Source organism: Roseomonas sp. SRI_022, from assembly GCF_057586215.1.
Map to the genome: position 1 here is coordinate 50,810 of NZ_JBYCZL010000010.1, position 16,747 is coordinate 67,556.

Below are 16,747 nucleotides of genomic sequence, written 5' to 3' on the forward strand. Positions count from 1 at the left end.
GGTGAGGATTGGGGTGGGTCATGCGACCTCCGGTCTCCGTTGGGCCGTGCCGGCGTTCGGCGTCTTCAAACGATCATGCGGTCCGGGCGCGGGGGCGGCAAGCCGCCTGGCCGGACAGCCGCCCGGCCCCGGCTTGACCGCCCCGCCATGCGCCGCCAGAAACCGGCAGCCCCGCGACGGGACGAGGAACGCCGATGACTGAGCCCGCCGACACGCTCGACGCCATGAATATCCTGGCCGGAGCCCTGCCCTTCCTGAAGCGCTACGACGACGCCACCGTGGTCGTGAAGTACGGCGGCCACGCGATGGGGGAGGAGGAGACGGCGCTGCGTTTCGGTCGCGACATCGCACTGCTGGAACAGGTCGGCGTGAATCCGGTGGTGGTCCATGGCGGCGGGCCGCAGATCAACGCCATGCTCAAGCGCCTGAACGTGAAGTCCACCTTCGTCCAGGGCCTGCGCGTGACGGATGAGGAAATGCTCGACGTGGTCGAGATGGTCCTCGCCGGCCCGGTCAACAAGCAGGTGGCGGAAGCCATCACGCGCGCCGGCGTCATGGCGGTCGGCATCTCCGGCAAGGATGGCGGGCTGATCCGTGCGCGCCGCCTGCAGCGCACCTATCGCGACCCGGAGAGCAACATCGAGAAGGTGCTCGACCTCGGCTTCGTGGGTGAACCGGAAAGCGTCGATCCCAAGGTGCTGCAGCTGATGATCAGCGCGGACATCGTGCCGGTGGTCGCGCCCGTCGGCGTCGGCGCGGATGGCCAGACCTACAACATCAATGCCGACACCGCGGCGGGTGCCATCGCCGGTGCGCTGAACGCCGAGCGGCTGCTGATGCTGACCGACGTCGCCGGCGTGCTCGATGCCGACAAGAACCTGATCCCGGAAATGACGGTCGCCGAGGTGAAGGCCGGCATCGCCGCCGGCTGGATCGCCGGGGGCATGATCCCGAAGGTCGAGACCTGCATCTACGCCATCGAGCGCGGCGTGAAGGGGGCGGTCATTCTCGATGGCCGGGTGCCGCACGCGATCCTGGCCGAATTGTTCACCGATGCCGGGCCAGGAACGCTGATCCGGCCCTGAGCCGCGAGACGGCCTGCGCCATCACGACCAGGTGGTGGAACCTGTGGCGAAATGCACGCGTCGCGTGTAGGTTCGGGTCTCCGCATGGGAGAGAGCCGATGCCGCAGGTTCCGGTGCCTGATTCGATGTCGGGTTGGTGCGAGGCCCTGTTCGACTACGGGCTGATCGGCAACAACGTCACGGGACTGCACTACGGCCTGCAGTGCCACATCACCGTCACCAAGGCGTCTTCGCATGACGGGATCGGCTTCCACATCTCGGTCTACAACACGGCCGAGGGCCTGATCGGGCCGGGTTCCTTCAAGCCCGAAACCGCGGTGTCACGCGTGTATTTCTTCCCTGGCATGAACAACACGATCGCCGAGAACTGGCAGGGCCTGAACAAGGGCTTCATCAAAGGCTTCCCCGGCTTCCCGCACATCAAGGCGCAGGGGGTCACGTTCTTCTACGAGATCTTTCCGCAATTCGCGCCACCGTTGCCGCCGGTGGACCTGACGGACGAGAAGCAGTTCCCGGCACTCGGATCACACTGAACGAGGCGTTCGGCCTGCCTACCGCGCGGCGGCGCGCGACAGGGCGTCGATCCGCCAACGCAATTCGCCGTCGCCGACCAAGGACGTGCAACCGCGACCGTCGCCGCTATCAGCGCCGACGGGGCGAGCAACCCGATCACCGTCTCGGATGCGGCGTCGGTGAGCCGGGCCTTGCGGCACAGCCCCGCCAGGGACGTGCTGCGCCGGGTCGCGACGGCGTGGTCCACCGCGCTCGGCGGCACGGCGGCCGCGGGCGGTATCGTCGCCATTCGTCCCTCGGGGGCGCAGCACCGTCGTCATCGTCATCATGGAACGGCCAGGGCGATGAACGTCCCGTTGGCGATATTTTTCTTGTGTCCCGCAAACGCCGGGCGGGCCGCATCCGCGGCCTTTGGCTTCGCGCCATGCACTGTTGCGCCGGGGATGGCTGGCGGTCTGGGTGCGGTCGCGTTGTGCGCTCCTGGCCCAATGCGCGGCATCGGGTCAAATGCTGGCCTGGTGGCCCCGCCGCCGCGTTGACAGCGGGGCGCGACGGCCCCAAGGAACCGCGCGCCGAACAGACAGCCCGAGGACGTCCATGGACAGCACCGCCCTGCAGGCCCGCATCGAATCGCTCTGGCAGAACCGCGACCGGGTGAACCCCGGCACCGGCGGGTCCGACCGTGCGGCGATCGAGGATGCGCTCGAGATGCTGGATTCCGGCAAAGCGCGCGTCGCCCAGCCGGATGGCAAGGGCAACTGGCATGTGAATCAGTGGCTGAAGCAGTCCGTGCTGCTGTCCTTCCGGCTGGTCGATTCCGCGCCGATGGACACCGCCGCCGGCGCCTATGACAAGGTGCCGCTGAAGTTCGCCGGCTGGGGCGAGAACCGCTTCAAGGAAGCCGGCTTCCGCGCCGTGCCGGGCGCGGTTGTCCGCCGTTCGGCCTACATCGCGCGCAACGTCGTGCTGATGCCCTCCTTCGTCAATCTCGGCGCCTATGTCGATGAAGGCACGATGGTGGACACCTGGGCGACCGTGGGTTCCTGCGCGCAGATCGGCAAGAACGTGCACCTGTCGGGCGGCGTGGGCATCGGCGGCGTGCTGGAACCGCTGCAGGCCAACCCGGTGATCATCGAGGACGACTGCTTCGTCGGCGCGCGCTCCGAAGTCGCAGAGGGCGTGATCGTCGAGAAGGGTGCCGTGCTCTCGATGGGCGTGTTCCTCGGCGCTTCGACCAAGATCATCGACCGCGCGACGGGCGAGGTCTTCATCGGCCGCGTGCCGTCCTATTCCGTGGTGGTGCCGGGCTCGCTGCCGGGCAAGCCGCTGCCGGATGGCTCGCCGGGCCCGTCGCTGTACTGCGCGGTGATCGTCAAGCGCGTGGATGCACAGACCCGCGCCAAGACGGCGATCAACGAATTGCTGCGCGACTGACGCCCGCCACGGCGCGCGTGGCCCGGGGGCGGAAGGCACGCCCCCGGCCGCGAAGCGCCGCAGCGAAGCGAGGAGCGGAGCGTGAATCGGTGGCGCAAGGAACGATGATGGCAGCGGACCCGATCCCCCTCGCCCAGGCGATGATCCGCTGCCGGTCCGTCACGCCCGCTGATGACGGCGCGCTGGACGTCGTGCAGCGCGTGCTGGAACCGCTGGGCTTCACCTGCACGCGGCTGGTCTTCGGCCCCGACGACTATCGGGTGGACAACCTCTTCGCCCGGCGCGGCACCGCCGGGCCGCATCTTTGCTACGCCGGGCACACCGATGTCGTGCCGCCGGGCGATGTTGCGGCCTGGGCCGACGATCCGTTCGCCGGCGTGGTGCGGGACGGCACGCTGTTCGGACGCGGCGCCTGCGACATGAAGGGCGGCATCGCCGCCTTCATCGCCGGGCTGACCGACTATCTCGCCGCGCATCCGGACCATCCGGGCTCGATCTCGCTGCTGATCACGGGGGATGAGGAAGCGCGCTCGGTCGATGGCACCGCGAAGGTGCTGGAATGGATGCAGGCCAATGGCCAGGTCCCCGACATGGCGCTGATGGGCGAACCGACCAGCCGCCGCGCGCTGGGCGACACCATCAAGATCGGCCGGCGCGGCAGCCTGACGGCGCATGTCGCGGTGCAGGGCAAGCAGGGGCACAGCGCCTATCCCGCCCTGGCCGACAACCCGATCCACCGGCTGGTCGCCGCGCTCGGTCCGCTGCTCGCCGCGCCGCTCGACAACGGGTCGGAGTTCTTCCCGCCGACCACGCTGCAGGTCACCGGCTTCGATGTCGGCAACAGCGCATCCAACGTCATCCCGGCGGTCGCGCGCGCCATGCTGAACATCCGCTTCAACGATCTGCACAGCAGCGCATCGCTGACCGAACGCCTGCACGCTGCGCTGCGCGCCGCCGGCTGTGCCTATGAACTGCGGGCGGAGTGTTCCGGCGAATCTTTCCTGACGCGGCCCGGCCCCTTCGTCGATGCGCTGTCGCGCGCCATCCAGCGCAGCACGGGCGAGACGCCCGCACTCGACACCGGCGGCGGCACATCGGATGCGCGTTTCATCGCGCGCTACTGCCCGGTCGCGGAATTCGGCGCGGTGGGCGCGACGCTGCACCAGGTGAACGAGAACGCCTCGATCGAGGAACTGCGCCGGCTCGCGGCGACCTATCGCGCGATCCTCGAGGAGATCCTCGCCTGAGCGGCGCCGCGACCCCGCCCGCCGGCCCGGTGGTGCGCGGCATCGCCGGCGCGCTGCTGCTCGCGCGCGGCAAGCCGGATGGCATGGACGCCTTCGAGCCGACCATGGTGGACGCCCGCGCCTCCTTCCTTGCCGCGCTGATCTGCCTGCCGATCTTCCTGCTGCTGCGGCTCGGCATCGGCCCAACGGCCGTGACGCCAGACCCGCTGCGTGGGTTGGCCGCCGACCTGATCGCCTTCGTCTGTTCCTGGGCGGGCTTCGCGCTGGCCTCCCTGCCGCTGGCCGAGGCGATGGGCCGGCGCGTGCTCTGGCCACGTTTCATCGCCGCGTGGAACTGGGTGAACCTGGTCCAGTACGGCGTGCTGGCGGTGCTGTCCCTGCCTGAGTTGCTGGGCATGCCGCGGATGGTGGCGGATACCTTCGCGCTGCTCGGCCTTGGCTATGCGCTGTGGTTGCAGTGGTTCGCGACGCGGATCGGGCTCGGTCTTCAGGGACCGCGGGCGGCGGCCTTCGTGGCGCTCGACCTGGGGATTTCGCTGTTCCTGTCGGGGCTGACGACGCGGATGGCGGGGGGCTGACGCTCAGCCCCAGTCGATCGGTTCCGCGTAGCGCACGCCGGTCAGCGTCAGCCCCTCCGGCGGCGCGGTCTGCCCCGCGCGTGCCCGTTCCCGCCCATCCAGCACGCTGCGCGGCCAGGAGACCGGACGCTTGCCGGCGCCGACCTCGGCCAGCGTGCCGACCATGTTGCGCACCTGGTGATGCAGGAAGGACCGCGCCTCGGCGGTGATCACCACCTCATCCCCCAGCCGCGCGACATCCAGCCGGTCCAGCGTGCGCAGTGCCGATTTCGCCTGGCAGGACGCCGCGCGGTAGGCGGAGAAATCGTGCTTGCCGAGCAACCCCTGCGCGGCCTCGTGCATCGCGGCCGCATCGAGCCGGCGCTGCACATGCCACACCCGCCCGAGATCGAGCGCCGGGCGCGTCCGGCGGTTCAGGATGCGAAAGCGATAGGCCCGGCCGGTGGCGGAAAAGCGGGCCGACCAGTCATCCGGCATCACCGTCGCGCCCAGCACGGCCACGGGGTGCGGCTTGGTGTGGAAGTTCAGCGCCTCCCGCACCCGTTCCGGGGGCAATGCGGCCGAAAGCGTCACCTGCGCGACCTGGCCTTCGGCATGCACCCCGGCATCGGTTCGGCCGGCGGCGATGACGGTCGGGATCTCACCGCCATTCAGATGGGCCGCCGCTTCCTCCAGCACCCGCTGTATCGACAGCCCATCGGCCTGGCGCTGCCAGCCGATGAAGGGCGACCCGTCGTATTCGAGCAGGAGGGCGTAGGAAGGCATCAGCCGAGCACGCCACCGCGCGGAAGGGCGAAGCCGCGCAGGAAGGCGTCCGCTTCCATCGCCGCGCGCCCGGGCCGTTGCAGGCGCAGCAGGCGCAGCGCGCCGCTGCCGGTGGCGACCAATGCGGCATCGTCCAGCAGCGTGCCGGGCATGCCACTGCCGGCCTCCACGCGCGCGGCGAGGACGCGGATCTGTTCGCTGCCATGGGTGAAGAACGTACCCGGCCACGGGTTCAGTGCGCGCACGCGGCGTTCCAGCGCGGCGGCGTCGAGCGACCAGTCGAGCCGCCCGTCATCCTTGGTCAGCTTGGGCGCGTAGGTGACGCCATCCTCCGGCTGCGGGATGGCCGCCGGGTCCTCATCGAGCGCGCGCAGCACCAGCCTCGCGCCGATTGCCGCCAGCGTATCGTGCAGTGCCTGGACGGTGGCGTCCGGGCCGATCGGGGTCGCTTCCTTCAACAGCATCGGGCCGGTGTCGAGGCCTTCCTCCATGCGCATGATGGTCACGCCGCTTTCGGCGTCGCCCGCGAGGATCGCGGCATGGATCGGCGCGGCGCCACGCCAGCGCGGCAGCAGGGAGGCGTGGATGTTGAGGCATCCGCGGCTCGGCGCATCCAGCATCGCGCGCGGCAGGATCAGCCCATAAGCCGCGACCACGGCGGCATCGAGGTTTAGCGCCGCGAAGGCATCGTGCTGCGCGGTGTCGCGCTTCAGCCGGGTGGGCGTGCGGACTTCAAGGCCGAGACCGAGCGCCGCGCGGTGCACCGGGCAGGGCGTTTCCTTCTGGCCGCGGCCGGCGGGGCGGGGCGGCTGGCAGTAGACCGCGGCGATCTCGTGGCCGGCGGCGTGCAGGGCGCGCAGCGCCGGGACGGCGAAGTCCGGGCTGCCCATGAAGGCGATGCGCATGGGCGTCAGGCCTGACCGGAGAGGGGCGCCGCCCCTCTCCGGACCTCACCCCGCCAAAGGCCTAAGGGCCCTTGGAACCCTCGAATTGGGGTGCGCCACATGGGGACGGGGCTCCATAAAGGTGATGGTTTCCAAAGGCCTCGGGCCTTTGGTGGGTGGGGTCCGGGAAGGGCAAAGCCCTCCCTGGCCTTCAGTCCCGCTGCTTCGCCTTCAAATCCTTCGCCAGCTTCCGCAGCAGCATGTTCCGCTTCAGCGCGCTCAGGTAATCCACGAACAGCACGCCGTTCAGGTGGTCGATCTCGTGTTGCAGGCAGGCCGACAGCAAGCCCTCGCCCTCGATCTCCCGCTTCGCGCCGGTCAGGTCGTGGTAGCGCACCTTCACCCGCGCCGGGCGCGTCACCTCGGCATATTGGCCGGGCAGGGACAGGCAGCCTTCCTCGCGCGTCGCGGTCTCGTCGCTTTCGGCGACGACCTCGGGGTTCACCAGCACGATCGGGTCGCGCGTCTCCTCCTTCTGGAGGTCGATGACGACCAGGCGCAGCATCTCGCCCACCTGCGGCGCGGCCAGGCCGATGCCGGGGGCGGCGTACATCGTCGCCAGCATCTTCTCGGACAGGGCGCGCACGGCATCGCCGTTGCCGGCGGCGACGGGCTTCGCCTTGGCGCGCAGGCGCTGATCGGGGACGAGCAGGATCGGGAGGGTGGCGGCGTCGGTCATGGCGGGGGCATGGGCATGTAGCCCTCGCCGCCCCCCCTTGCAACCGCCCGCCCGCCCGCCAAAATCACGGCATGGCGGGGTGCTTCGGGTCCCGCCGCCCGCTTCGCTCTCGGATGAGGAGGCCCGCCTTCGTGTCTCGCCAGTCGCTGTTCGGCTCGCCCTTGTTTCTCGGCTTCGACCATCTCGAGCAGATGCTCGACCGGGTGGGCAAGAATGCCGACGGCTACCCTCCCTACAACATCGAGCAGATCGGCCCCGACCGGCTGCGCATCACGCTGGCCGTGGCGGGCTTCGCCATGGACGACCTGCAGATCACGCAGGAGGACAACCAGCTCGTCATCCGCGGTCGCCAGAAGGATGACAGCGAGGGACGCATCTTCCTCCATCGCGGCATCGCCGCGCGCCAGTTCCAGCGGGCCTTCGTGCTGGCGGAAGGGATGGAGGTGGAAGGTGCGTGGCTCGACAACGGGTTGCTGCACCTCGACCTGAAGCGGCCGCAGCCGGAGAGCCGGGTGAAGACCATCCGTATCGGGGCCCGCACCAACGGCCCCACCGCGATCACCGACAACCGCCGGGAGCAAGGCTGAACCCCAACCGGGCCCATCAGGGCCGGAAACGAGGCTGCACGGGCCTATCGGGACGTGGCGGCCGGAGGACAGAGTGATGACCAACGAAACCGACGACATCGACACCCTCGAGGACGGCGAGGAACTGCTGCCGACCGCCGAGGAGTTGCGGCGCCTCTCGCCGCTCGCCTGGGCACGATATGGCGCGCAGACCATCGCCTATACACGGCCGGTCGTGGTGAACGGCCAGTCCGCGGTGGCGATCCATGCGGCGGACGGCACACCGATCGGCGCGGCGCCGACGCTGGCGCTGGCGACCGCCGCGATCCTGCAGCACGGGATGGGCGCGGCGCTGGTGCACTGATGCCTTGGCTGGCCGCGAGGCCCGCGTGGCGCGCTGAGCCGCGCCCGCACCGTTACGCCGCCGGGTAGCCCAACTGTTCGGCGATGTCGCCGAATTTCTCGCGGAACAGGTCGTGCAGGGCGGGGGTGAAGTGCTCCCGCCACTGCTCCGGCCTGCCGCTGCGGACGTGGCTCGTGCGGCCCCCACCGGCGAACAGGCTCTGCGAGTAGGCGATGTTCAGAGCAGGGCCGAGATGCTTGGCAGGGATGCCGAGCCAGGCGAAGACGCGATGGAACTCGAACAGTTCCTCGTCGGCGACGAGATGCTCCAGGCGCGTAAGCCGGAACTCGGGGCGCGGCGACACGAACCGGCGCATCCGCTCGAGGGTCTGGCGGCCCATGTTGTCCATCTCGAAGGCGAAGCGTGCCTCGTCCGACCGGAGTGAATTCAGCTTCTCCTGGTAGGTCATGCCATCCAGGGCGGGCGATGGGATATGCACCCAGTCGTCGTTCAGGCCCTTCTTCACCCGGCTGTGGTAGTAGGCGCCGCTGATGATGACGTCGCGCGGATCGCGGATGACGATGATGCCGCGGAAATCGCCCTCCAGGTGGGGCGCATCGAAGCGCGAATGCACGTCGAGGAAGATGTCCCAGTCATCGCGGGAAGGCTGACTGCCGCGCATGGCCAGCCTGTAGCCAAGCCGATTGCAGATCCTCCGGAACACAGCGACCATCAACATGGTCCCCGTCTTGTGGAACGTGCCCACCAGCATCTTGGGCCGCGCGCCGGGGTCGCGGCCGGCTATCGGCCGCTCGTCGCTCCCGGCGCCGCTCGGCGGCTCCTTCAGTTCTGTCGGATCACCGGTCACGGACAACTCTGACAGGAACGCATTCGGATACGGTCCTCAAAGGGGGGAAGGTGTCCAATATTGGCAGCGGGTAGCTGCGCAATTAGGGTGGCCGCCCACTGGTTGGTCAAGTCCGCGGCATTGAATCGCCTGCGCGAGGGGATGCGGCGTGAGATGCCGCGGGAGTCCGCATGAGCAACGCGACGACGGGCGGCGGCGCCGCACGCCTACCGCCCCACGCGGTCAGCGGGCCCGCATCGGAGGTGTCCCGGCTGATGTCGGAAGCCGCGTCACTCGCCGCGGCCGGTGACCATGCCGGCATCTGTGTGCTTCTGTCCGCGGCCACGGCACGGCACCCCTCCCCGCAGTTGCTCATGCGTTTGGTTGAGGCGGCGTTCATGGCGGGTGATATGGGCGGGCTCCGCCAGGCGGCGTCGCGTGCGATCGCGGCCGACCTGCCGGGCCGCGCGCGCGCGAGCATCGCCTGGCAATTCATGCGGGGGGACTGGTCGCGGGAGGCCTACGCGGTGCTGACCGCTGATCCTGCGATCTTTCAGGATGTGTCTGCCCGCCGGCAGGTGATTGCTGTGCTGAACGGCATCCTGCGGAGCGCGGTGGCGCCGGCGGAACTGCGATGGACGGCCGGCGCCCTCGTGCGCCGGATCCTGCGCGTGGATGATTCCGCGTGGTCCGCCGCGCCCTTCCGCTTCGCGGAGCAGCGGCCGGTGGTGCCAGCGCCGCTCGCGTGTATCGGTCTTGACCCGGAGGTGCCCGCCAGCGCCGCCGATGTCGTGCTGCGCACGCTGAAGCAGGCGGAACGGCAGCATCTCCAGCTTCCGGCACCGGCCGGCATCCGCATCTATGCCGACGTCTTCGTCAACCGCGCCGGCCAGGTCTGGCGCCGGGACGGCGTGATGGTCCGCAGCAACGGCATTCCCCTGCTGCAGGAATCGGTAAGCGCCGCGTTGGATCGCGCCCCTTCCATCGAGGACGGCGTGCTGGCGACCGGGGATACCGCGAACTTCAATCACTGGTTCGCCAACTGGATTCCGAACATCGCCTGGCGGTTCGAGCCCGGCGTGCCCGACCTGCCGATCCTGATCCGCGACGATGCGCCGAGTTTCCAAGCCCGCAGCCTTCGCCTCCTGGGCGGGCCGCAGGTGCCGCTCGCCCCGGTTGGAGCGGCGGTCTTCGTGCGACGGCTATACGTGACACCGCACGGCACGGTGCGCATCGATGCCGACGGCGCTGGCCGGGGCGTCATGGACCGATTGGCGGTCGCTGGTGACGCGGATGATGGGACCCCGGCGGCGGAACGCATCTTCATCTCGCGGCGCGATTCGCGGCGCCGGCGCCCGGCGAACGAGGATGAGATCGAGGCGGTCTTTGTCCGGCAGGGCTTCATCCCGGTCATGCTGTCGACACTGGATCTGGTCGATCAGATCCGGGTGGTGCGTCGCGCCTCGGTCATCGCCGGGGCGCATGGCGCCGGGCTGACGCTGCTGTTTGCAGCGCGGCCCGGCGCGAGGGCTTATGAGATCCTACCCTACATGCCCGCGACGCTTCCGGTGCGCCTGTGCATGGCCCGCATGTCGCGGATGTTTGGCCACCGCCACCGGCTGTGGATCGCGCCATGCGATGAGCGGACCGAAACCTGGTCCACCGATGCCGTCGCGCTGGAAGGCGATCTGTGCGCCTTCCTCTCGGAAGGCGCACGGTCATCTGGTGGCACGAGGGGGTAGGCTCACCCCCCGATACGAAGACCTCGACGCGTCTGGCCGGACCCAACGCGACGCATCGGACCGGTCGCAGAACGCCCCAACGGCCACGAGACGGGCTGTCGGCTCACACCTCGCCCGGGTCGATCCACCCCACATGCCCGTCGCCGCGGCGGTAGACGACGTTCACCGCGCGCGTGGCCTTGTTGCGGAACATCAGGACCGGGACCTGGCCGAGATCCATGCGCATCACCGCCTCGCCCACCGTCATCAGGCTGATGTCGGTGGGATGCTCGGCGATGATGGCGCCGTGGTCGGCCCCGTTAACCGCAATGGGCTCCTCGCCCTCCTCTTCGATGGCCTGCAGGACGCGCTCGCGCCCGGCCGGCGTTTCGGTGTCGCGGCCGGGTGCGAAGGACCTGGCGTGCTCGTTCACGCGCCGGCGGTAGCGGCGCAGCCGCTTGGCCAGATGCTCCGCAGCCTCCTCGAAGGCACGATGCGCGTCGGGGCCCTCGCCCTCGGCCCGCATGGTCAGCCCTCGACCGGCCTTGAGGTTGATGTCGCAAGCGAAATGGGCGCGGGAGCGGTGGAAGGTGACGTTCGCTTCCAGCGCGTGGTCGAAGTACTTGCGCGTAATGGCATCAAGGCCATCGCGCACATGGACCTTCAGCGCCTCGCCGGTTTCGACCTGCTTGCCTGCGACAGTGACATGCATGGGGCTTTGCCCTCCTTCCTCTAGTGAAGGGGAGGGGCCGCCCCGTGGCGACCGTTCGCCGGTCCGCATCCTCAGCGCGGGCCGCCCAGGCAAGGTCGGATCAGGCCGGGACGGCCTTCTCCCTTTTGCGCTGCACCGAAGATGGGATGCGCAGCGCATCGCGGTATTTGGCCACGGTCCGGCGGGCAATGTCCACGCCTTCCGTACGCAACCGTTCCACGATCGCGTCATCCGACAGGATGTCGGCCGGTGCCTCGGCATCGACCATGGCCTTGATACGGTGCCGCACCGCTTCTGCGCTCACCGCCTCGCCGCCCGCGGTGCCGGCGATGGCGGTGGTGAAGAAGTACTTGAGCTCGAAGGTCCCGCGCGGCGTGGCAATCGCCTTGTTGGAGGTGACGCGCGAGACGGTGCTTTCATGCATCCCGACCTCCTCCGCCACGTCGCGCAGGATCAGCGGGCGCAGATGCGCGACGCCGTGGCGGAAGAAGCCGTCCTGGCGGCGGACGATCTCGGCGGAGACCTTGAGGATGGTGTTCGCGCGCTGCTCCAGCGACTTCACCAGCCAGGACGCGATCTGGAATCGCTCGGCGACCCAGGCCTTCTCGTCGCGTGACTTCGCGCCGACCACGGCGCGGGCGTGGAAGCCGCGATTGATCAGCACGCGCGGCAGCGTCTCGGGGTTCAGTTCGACGATCCAGTCATCGGCAGGGCCGCGACGCATCAGCACGTCGGGCACCAGGGTCAGCGCCGGCGGCGCATCGAAACTCGCGCCGGGCTTGGGGTCGAGCCGCTTCAGCTCGGCCACCATCTCGGCGATGTCCTCGGCATCCACGCCGCAGACGCGTTGCAACCCGCGCAGGTCACGCCGCGCCAGCATCTCCAGATTGTCGAGGAGCGCGGCCATGGCCGGGTCGAAGCGGTTGCGGTCCTGCAACTGCACCATCAGGCATTCGCGCAGATCGGCGCAGAACATGCCCACGGGATCGAAGCGCTGCATGCGCTGCCGCACCGCGGTGACCACGGCTTCCTCGCAACCCAGCGCAGCGGCGATCGTGGCATCGGGAATCGTCAGCCGCCCCGCCGCATCGACCAGTGCCAGCAGATTCGCCGCGATCATGCGGTCCTGCGGTGCGGCGAAGGTCAGGCGGACCTGCTCGCCGATATGCTCGCGCAGGTTCTTCTCAGGCGCGGCCATGGCGTCGATGCCGGAGAGGTCGTCGTCGAAATCGGCGCGACCGCCCCGCCCGATCGGCGGGTTGCCGCTGTCATAGACATTGTCCCATTCCGCATCGAGCGGCGCGGCGGCTTCGCTGGGCAACACGTCCGATGATGCGGCGGCGGCGGCGTCGGGGGCTTCGGCCTGTACGGGCAGCGGGTCGGTGCTGCGGCCGGCATCGGGGCCGGGGTCCGTCCGCTCATCACGTTCGAGCAGCGGGTTGCGCTCGAGCTCCTCCTCGACGAAGGCGGTGACCTCGACGTTGGAGGATTGCAGCAGCTTGATCGCCTGGCGCAGCTGCGGCGTCATTACCAGCTGCTGCGAATGCCGCAGGTCGAGGCGCGGGCCGAGCGCCATCACCCGGCGCTCCGCCTGTGCGGCCGCCGTGGATCCGGGATCGGTGTGGCGGCTGGAAACACGGCGCGCAAACTAAAGGCTGAACCTTTCGCCGAGGTAGACACGGCGCACGCCTTCATGCGCGACGATATCGCGCGGACTGCCTTCCATCAGCACCTGGCCGTCGTGCAGGATGTAGGCGCGATCGATGATCTCGAGTGTCTCGCGGACATTGTGGTCGGTGATCAGCACGCCGATGCCACGGTCCTTGAGGTGCTTCACCAGGTCACGGATCTCGCCCACCGCGATCGGGTCGATGCCGGCCAGCGGCTCGTCGAGCAGGATGTAGGAGGGGTGCGTCGCGAGCGCGCGGGCGATCTCGCAGCGCCGCCGCTCGCCGCCCGACAGCGCCAGCGCGGGCGCGCGGCGCAGATGGGAGATGCCGAACTCGGCCAGCAGCGCGTCGAGCATCTGCTCGCGCCGGTCGCGCAGCGGTTCCACGACTTCGAGCGCGGCGCGGATGTTGTCCTCGACATTCAGGCCGCGGAAGATCGACGCTTCCTGCGGCAGGTAGCCGAGGCCGAGCCGCGCGCGGCGATACATGGGCAGCGTCGTGACGTCGTGCCCGTCCATCACCACCTGGCCCTCGTCGGGCTGCACGAGGCCGGTGATCATGTAGAAGGTGGTGGTCTTGCCGGCGCCGTTCGGGCCGAGCAGGCCGACCGCCTCGCCGCGCTTCACCGAGATCGAGACGTTCCGCACCACCGGCCGCTTCTTGTAGCGCTTGCCGAGGCCGCGGGCGACCAGTCCGCCATTGGTGGCGGCCCCTTCCACGACGCGCAGGGCCTCGCTCATCGGGACGGTTCCGGCTGTGGTGCTGGCTGCGGTCCCGGCTGCGGCTGGCCCTGCTGCGGCATCACCAGCCCCTGGACGCGCGCGCCGGGCGCCGAGACGAGGCGGGCGACGCCGGTCTTCATGTTCACGATCGCTTCCTGGCCGGTCAGGGTATTGTCTCCACGGGTGATGCGCACATTGCCGAGCAGGCGCGCGAGTCCCGTATTGGGGTTGTAGACGCCACGATCGCCGCGCACGACTTCCTCGGCCGTGCGGATGTCGACATTGCCATAGGCCTCGACGCGTTCGATCGAGGATGGCTGCGCGCCCGGCGGCTGGCCGGGCTGGATGGTGGTCGGCTGGGCGCGCGCGGGCTGTGCCGCACCCGTCGCCTGGCCTTCGGCGAAGAAGGCCACCAGCGTGTCGGCGCGCACGCGCCTGCCGTCATTCGTGACGACCACGGCATTGCCGCGCGCCACCGCCATGCGGCGCTGCGCCCAGTATTCGACGCTGTCGCGCGCGGTCAGCGTGTTGTCGGGCGTGACCAGCCGCAGCGCGCCGCCGGTCATCACCATGACCGCCTGGTCCATGTCATAGACGGCGCGGTCGCCCTCGGCCCGGTCGGTCGCCGAGGTGACGACGACGTTGCCCTCGGCTTCCAGGCGCCAGATCTCGCCACCGCCGGCAGGGCCTTCGGTCGGCGCACGCGGGGCGGCCGCGGCCTCGCCCCCGCGCGGTCGGTAGCGGGCGACCAGGCGGTCGGCATCGACGGTGACGCCGCCGCGCGTCGCGCGCGCCTGGCCCCGGGCGATCACCACCTGGTCCTGCTGGCGCCATTCGATGCCATCGACGGCGGTGACCTCGATCGGTCCGCCCTGGCTGAGGTCGAGCCCCTGGGCCAGCGCCGTCGCCGACAGCAGCGCGACGGCGAGCCCGATGATGCCGCGCTTCATTGCCCACCCTCCAGGATGGCGCGGGCGCGTCCGGTGAAGACGACGACCTGGCCGCGTTCGGTCAGGCGAAAGCCTTCGCTGACCAGCGTGCCGAAGGGCCCCTGCGCGGCCACGGGCTTGTCGCCCGAGGCCGAGCCTTCCTGTAGTTGCACTTCCGCCTCCGCCGTGACCAGCAGGTTGCCGCCATCCTGCCAGAGCGTGACATCGCCCCAGAGGTCGAGCCGGTGCTGCGCCTTGTCGAAGCGGCCCGTGTTGGATTCCAGCAGCACCCAGCTGCCATCGGTCAGCAGCACGTCGGCGCGCGGTCGGTCGAGATCGACGATATCGGCGTTCTCCGTCTGGGTCGCGACGTCGGCGGTGACGGTGAAGGGCCGGTTCTGCTCGTCGAGGCCCTGGTAGCGGGGTTCGACCAGCCGCACCGCATCAGGCTGCGACTGCAGGACGCGGCGGAAGGAGACGCGGGCACGGTCTTCCATGCGGTCGAGCTCGGGCCAGACGGCGATGGCGACCAGCAGGCCGACGCCGGCGATCGGCAGGAACCACTTGGCAAGGCGCACGGCCAGCCGCCGCCGGGCGATCTGCCCGGCCGAGGGCGCCCAGCGCCGGCGCGAGGGCGGCAGCATGTGGCGGGACGCCGAGGCCGCCCGTTCCGACGGCACCGCGCGCAGCGGCACGGCGGGCGTCGGCCTCGGGCGCGGGTCGTCCCGTCCGCTCATGCGACGCCCGCGCGCAGCAGGTCGTGGATGTGCAGGATGCCGACCGGGCGGCTTTCGTCATCGACCACGAACAGGGTGGTGATGGCGCGCGTGTTCATCTCGTGCAGCGCCTCGGCGGCGAGCGTGTCCGGCCGCACGGTGCGCGGGGCGCGGGTCATGACATCCGCCGCGCTGCGGGTCAGCAGGGCGCCGCTGCCACCGGCCTCGAGGCCGCGGCGCAGATCGCCATCGGTGATGATGCCGAGCAGGCGGCCATCGGCGGCCTGCACGCCGAGGCAGCCGAAGCGGCGCGCGGTCATCGCGACGATGGCGGCATCCATGCTGGTGTCGGGGGGGGCCAGCGGCAGTTCCGCCGCGCCGTGCATCAGGTCGCGCACCCGCGACAGCCGCGCGCCGAGCTTGCCGCCCGGATGGAAGACGCGGAAATCGGCCGCGGTGAAGCCGCGCCGCGTCAGCAGCGCCACCGCGACCGCGTCGCCAAGGGCGAGCTGCATGGTGGTGGAGGTGGTGGGCGCGAGGCCCATCGGGCAGGCCTCGGGCGCTTCGGGCAGCACCAGCGCGACATCGGCGGCGCGGGCCAGCGTGCTGCCGGGGCGGCCGGTGATGCCGACCAGCGGCAGGCCGAAACGCTTGGCGTGGCCGACGAGGTCGGCGAGTTCCGAGGTCTCGCCCGAATTCGACAGGGCGAGCACGGCGTCGCCGGCGACGATCATGCCGAGATCGCCATGCGAGGCCTCGGCCGGATGGACGAAAAGTGCGGGGGTGCCGGTGGAGGCGAGCGTCGCGGCGATCTTGCGCGCGACATGGCCCGACTTGCCCATGCCGGACACGACGACGCGGCCCGAGGCACCGGCAAGCAGCGAGACGGCCTGGGCGAAGCGGTCGTCGAGGCTGGCGGCCAGGGCGGTGAGGGCTTCGGATTCGAGAGCCAGAACCTGGCGCGCGACGTCGAGATCAGGATGGGGAAGCGGGGCGTTCACGGCGCCTGTATGGTGCCGCGAGGGCGAAGGGTCAATAAAACTCGCCCCGGGGAATCAAGAATCGTGCCAGGGCTGCCGACGCCTCGACGCCAGGGCGCCGGAAGTGCTCAGGCGGCGATCCGCGAGCGGCCTGGAAACGGTCCGGGTAAGTAGCCCCAGCTTCTGAAGGACGGAGAAATCGGTTCGATGCCCTGCATCGAACTGCGAGCGCACAGCGCGAACGCGCCCGGACCGCCCACAGCGCCCAGCACACCAGTGCGGGACGCGAAGGCTAG

The 16,747-nt window shown here is 70.0% G+C and carries 18 protein-coding genes; 8 read left to right on the plus strand and 10 right to left on the minus strand.

Going from position 1 to position 16,747, the window contains the following annotated elements; all coding sequences use genetic code 11:
- Window positions 1-194 precede the first annotated feature (194 nt).
- The 5 genes from argB to AC2YHJ_RS11965 all read left to right on the plus strand — a co-directional run bounded on the left by argB (window position 195) and on the right by AC2YHJ_RS11965 (window position 4,857).
- Window positions 195-1,085 carry an acetylglutamate kinase gene (gene argB / locus AC2YHJ_RS11945; protein ID WP_487396258.1) on the plus strand — a complete coding sequence of 297 codons (891 nt, stop codon included), beginning with the start codon at window positions 195-197 and terminating at the stop codon, window positions 1,083-1,085.
- A 98-nt stretch (window positions 1,086-1,183) separates the two neighbouring features.
- Entirely contained in the window at window positions 1,184-1,618 is a 435-nt protein-coding gene (locus AC2YHJ_RS11950; RefSeq protein ID WP_487396260.1) for a hypothetical protein, read from the plus strand.
- A gap of 577 nt (window positions 1,619-2,195) precedes the next feature.
- Window positions 2,196-3,032 (plus strand): 2,3,4,5-tetrahydropyridine-2,6-dicarboxylate N-succinyltransferase, encoded by an 837-nt coding sequence (gene dapD, locus AC2YHJ_RS11955; RefSeq protein WP_487396261.1) that lies wholly within the window; start codon window positions 2,196-2,198, stop codon window positions 3,030-3,032.
- 104 nt (window positions 3,033-3,136) lie between these two features.
- Window positions 3,137-4,279 (plus strand): succinyl-diaminopimelate desuccinylase, encoded by a 1,143-nt coding sequence (dapE, locus tag AC2YHJ_RS11960; protein WP_487396263.1) that lies wholly within the window; start codon window positions 3,137-3,139, stop codon window positions 4,277-4,279.
- A 32-nt stretch (window positions 4,280-4,311) separates the two neighbouring features.
- The gene (locus tag AC2YHJ_RS11965) at window positions 4,312-4,857 is read left to right on the plus strand and encodes a hypothetical protein (protein WP_487396265.1); all 546 of its coding nucleotides are present in this window, start codon (window positions 4,312-4,314) and stop codon (window positions 4,855-4,857) included.
- Window positions 4,858-4,860: 3 nt separating this feature from the next.
- Here AC2YHJ_RS11965 and truA read toward each other — a convergent pair whose 3' ends face one another.
- From truA to def, 3 genes are all read right to left on the minus strand, one after another.
- Window positions 4,861-5,622 (minus strand): tRNA pseudouridine(38-40) synthase TruA, encoded by a 762-nt coding sequence (truA, locus tag AC2YHJ_RS11970; RefSeq protein WP_487396267.1) that lies wholly within the window; start codon window positions 5,620-5,622, stop codon window positions 4,861-4,863.
- Window positions 5,622-6,527 carry a methionyl-tRNA formyltransferase gene (fmt, locus tag AC2YHJ_RS11975; RefSeq protein WP_487396268.1) on the minus strand — a complete coding sequence of 302 codons (906 nt, stop codon included), beginning with the start codon at window positions 6,525-6,527 and terminating at the stop codon, window positions 5,622-5,624. The genes truA and fmt overlap by 1 nt, the downstream gene beginning before the upstream one ends.
- A 190-nt stretch (window positions 6,528-6,717) precedes the next feature.
- Window positions 6,718-7,245 carry a peptide deformylase gene (gene def, locus AC2YHJ_RS11980; RefSeq protein ID WP_487396270.1) on the minus strand — a complete coding sequence of 176 codons (528 nt, stop codon included), beginning with the start codon at window positions 7,243-7,245 and terminating at the stop codon, window positions 6,718-6,720.
- Window positions 7,246-7,436: 191 nt separating this feature from the next.
- On the opposite strand from def, the gene AC2YHJ_RS11985 reads away from it, so the two are divergent.
- Both AC2YHJ_RS11985 and AC2YHJ_RS11990 read left to right on the plus strand, forming a co-directional pair.
- A complete protein-coding gene (locus AC2YHJ_RS11985; RefSeq protein ID WP_487396410.1) occupies window positions 7,437-7,832 on the plus strand; it encodes an Hsp20 family protein in 396 nt (131 codons plus the stop codon).
- Window positions 7,833-7,908: 76 nt separating this feature from the next.
- Window positions 7,909-8,175: a hypothetical protein gene (locus AC2YHJ_RS11990; protein ID WP_487396272.1), complete on the plus strand. Its 267-nt coding sequence runs from the start codon at window positions 7,909-7,911 to the stop codon at window positions 8,173-8,175.
- Window positions 8,176-8,227: 52 nt separating this feature from the next.
- Here the strand turns inward: AC2YHJ_RS11990 and AC2YHJ_RS11995 are convergent, their stop codons facing one another.
- Window positions 8,228-9,022: a sulfotransferase family protein gene (locus AC2YHJ_RS11995; protein WP_487396273.1), complete on the minus strand. Its 795-nt coding sequence runs from the start codon at window positions 9,020-9,022 to the stop codon at window positions 8,228-8,230.
- Window positions 9,023-9,192: 170 nt separating this feature from the next.
- Here AC2YHJ_RS11995 and AC2YHJ_RS12000 point away from each other — a divergent pair, with 170 nt between their 5' ends.
- Window positions 9,193-10,743 carry a glycosyltransferase family 61 protein gene (locus tag AC2YHJ_RS12000; protein WP_487396275.1) on the plus strand — a complete coding sequence of 517 codons (1,551 nt, stop codon included), beginning with the start codon at window positions 9,193-9,195 and terminating at the stop codon, window positions 10,741-10,743.
- Window positions 10,744-10,846: 103 nt separating this feature from the next.
- On the opposite strand, the gene hpf is transcribed toward AC2YHJ_RS12000, so the two are convergent.
- From hpf to AC2YHJ_RS12030, 6 genes are all read right to left on the minus strand, one after another.
- Window positions 10,847-11,434, minus strand: a complete 588-nt coding sequence (hpf, locus tag AC2YHJ_RS12005) for a ribosome hibernation-promoting factor, HPF/YfiA family (protein ID WP_487396276.1) — start codon at window positions 11,432-11,434, stop codon at window positions 10,847-10,849.
- Between the two features lie 100 nt (window positions 11,435-11,534).
- Window positions 11,535-13,010 carry an RNA polymerase factor sigma-54 gene (gene rpoN, locus AC2YHJ_RS12010; RefSeq protein ID WP_487396277.1) on the minus strand — a complete coding sequence of 492 codons (1,476 nt, stop codon included), beginning with the start codon at window positions 13,008-13,010 and terminating at the stop codon, window positions 11,535-11,537.
- Between the two features lie 72 nt (window positions 13,011-13,082).
- Window positions 13,083-13,844 carry an LPS export ABC transporter ATP-binding protein gene (gene lptB / locus AC2YHJ_RS12015; RefSeq protein WP_487396278.1) on the minus strand — a complete coding sequence of 254 codons (762 nt, stop codon included), beginning with the start codon at window positions 13,842-13,844 and terminating at the stop codon, window positions 13,083-13,085.
- Entirely contained in the window at window positions 13,841-14,776 is a 936-nt protein-coding gene (locus AC2YHJ_RS12020; RefSeq protein WP_487396280.1) for an LptA/OstA family protein, read from the minus strand. The genes lptB and AC2YHJ_RS12020 overlap by 4 nt, the downstream gene beginning before the upstream one ends.
- The gene (gene lptC / locus AC2YHJ_RS12025; RefSeq protein ID WP_487396282.1) at window positions 14,773-15,492 is read right to left on the minus strand and encodes an LPS export ABC transporter periplasmic protein LptC; all 720 of its coding nucleotides are present in this window, start codon (window positions 15,490-15,492) and stop codon (window positions 14,773-14,775) included. Before lptC ends, AC2YHJ_RS12020 begins: the two co-directional genes overlap by 4 nt.
- Complete coding sequence (locus tag AC2YHJ_RS12030; protein WP_487396283.1) at window positions 15,489-16,472, minus strand: KpsF/GutQ family sugar-phosphate isomerase; 984 nt, start codon at window positions 16,470-16,472, stop codon at window positions 15,489-15,491. The genes lptC and AC2YHJ_RS12030 overlap by 4 nt, the downstream gene beginning before the upstream one ends.
- Window positions 16,473-16,747 lie beyond the last annotated feature (275 nt).

What these genes read in the sequence shown, in the direction of transcription:
- lptC (WP_487396282.1), bottom strand. Translation starts at nt 15,492, where the DNA reads ATGAGCGGACGGGACGACCCGCGCCCGAGGCCGACGCCCGCCGTGCCG.
- def (WP_487396270.1), bottom strand. Translation starts at nt 7,245, where the DNA reads ATGACCGACGCCGCCACCCTCCCGATCCTGCTCGTCCCCGATCAGCGC.
- dapE (WP_487396263.1), top strand. Translation starts at nt 3,137, where the DNA reads ATGATGGCAGCGGACCCGATCCCCCTCGCCCAGGCGATGATCCGCTGC.
- lptB (WP_487396278.1), bottom strand. Translation starts at nt 13,844, where the DNA reads ATGAGCGAGGCCCTGCGCGTCGTGGAAGGGGCCGCCACCAATGGCGGA.
- dapD (WP_487396261.1), top strand. Translation starts at nt 2,196, where the DNA reads ATGGACAGCACCGCCCTGCAGGCCCGCATCGAATCGCTCTGGCAGAAC.
- argB (WP_487396258.1), top strand. Translation starts at nt 195, where the DNA reads ATGACTGAGCCCGCCGACACGCTCGACGCCATGAATATCCTGGCCGGA.
- AC2YHJ_RS12020 (WP_487396280.1), bottom strand. Translation starts at nt 14,776, where the DNA reads ATGAAGCGCGGCATCATCGGGCTCGCCGTCGCGCTGCTGTCGGCGACG.
- AC2YHJ_RS12000 (WP_487396275.1), top strand. Translation starts at nt 9,193, where the DNA reads ATGAGCAACGCGACGACGGGCGGCGGCGCCGCACGCCTACCGCCCCAC.
- hpf (WP_487396276.1), bottom strand. Translation starts at nt 11,434, where the DNA reads ATGCATGTCACTGTCGCAGGCAAGCAGGTCGAAACCGGCGAGGCGCTG.
- AC2YHJ_RS11950 (WP_487396260.1), top strand. Translation starts at nt 1,184, where the DNA reads ATGCCGCAGGTTCCGGTGCCTGATTCGATGTCGGGTTGGTGCGAGGCC.
- truA (WP_487396267.1), bottom strand. Translation starts at nt 5,622, where the DNA reads ATGCCTTCCTACGCCCTCCTGCTCGAATACGACGGGTCGCCCTTCATC.
- rpoN (WP_487396277.1), bottom strand. Translation starts at nt 13,010, where the DNA reads ATGGCGCTCGGCCCGCGCCTCGACCTGCGGCATTCGCAGCAGCTGGTA.
- AC2YHJ_RS11985 (WP_487396410.1), top strand. Translation starts at nt 7,437, where the DNA reads ATGCTCGACCGGGTGGGCAAGAATGCCGACGGCTACCCTCCCTACAAC.
- fmt (WP_487396268.1), bottom strand. Translation starts at nt 6,527, where the DNA reads ATGCGCATCGCCTTCATGGGCAGCCCGGACTTCGCCGTCCCGGCGCTG.
- AC2YHJ_RS11990 (WP_487396272.1), top strand. Translation starts at nt 7,909, where the DNA reads ATGACCAACGAAACCGACGACATCGACACCCTCGAGGACGGCGAGGAA.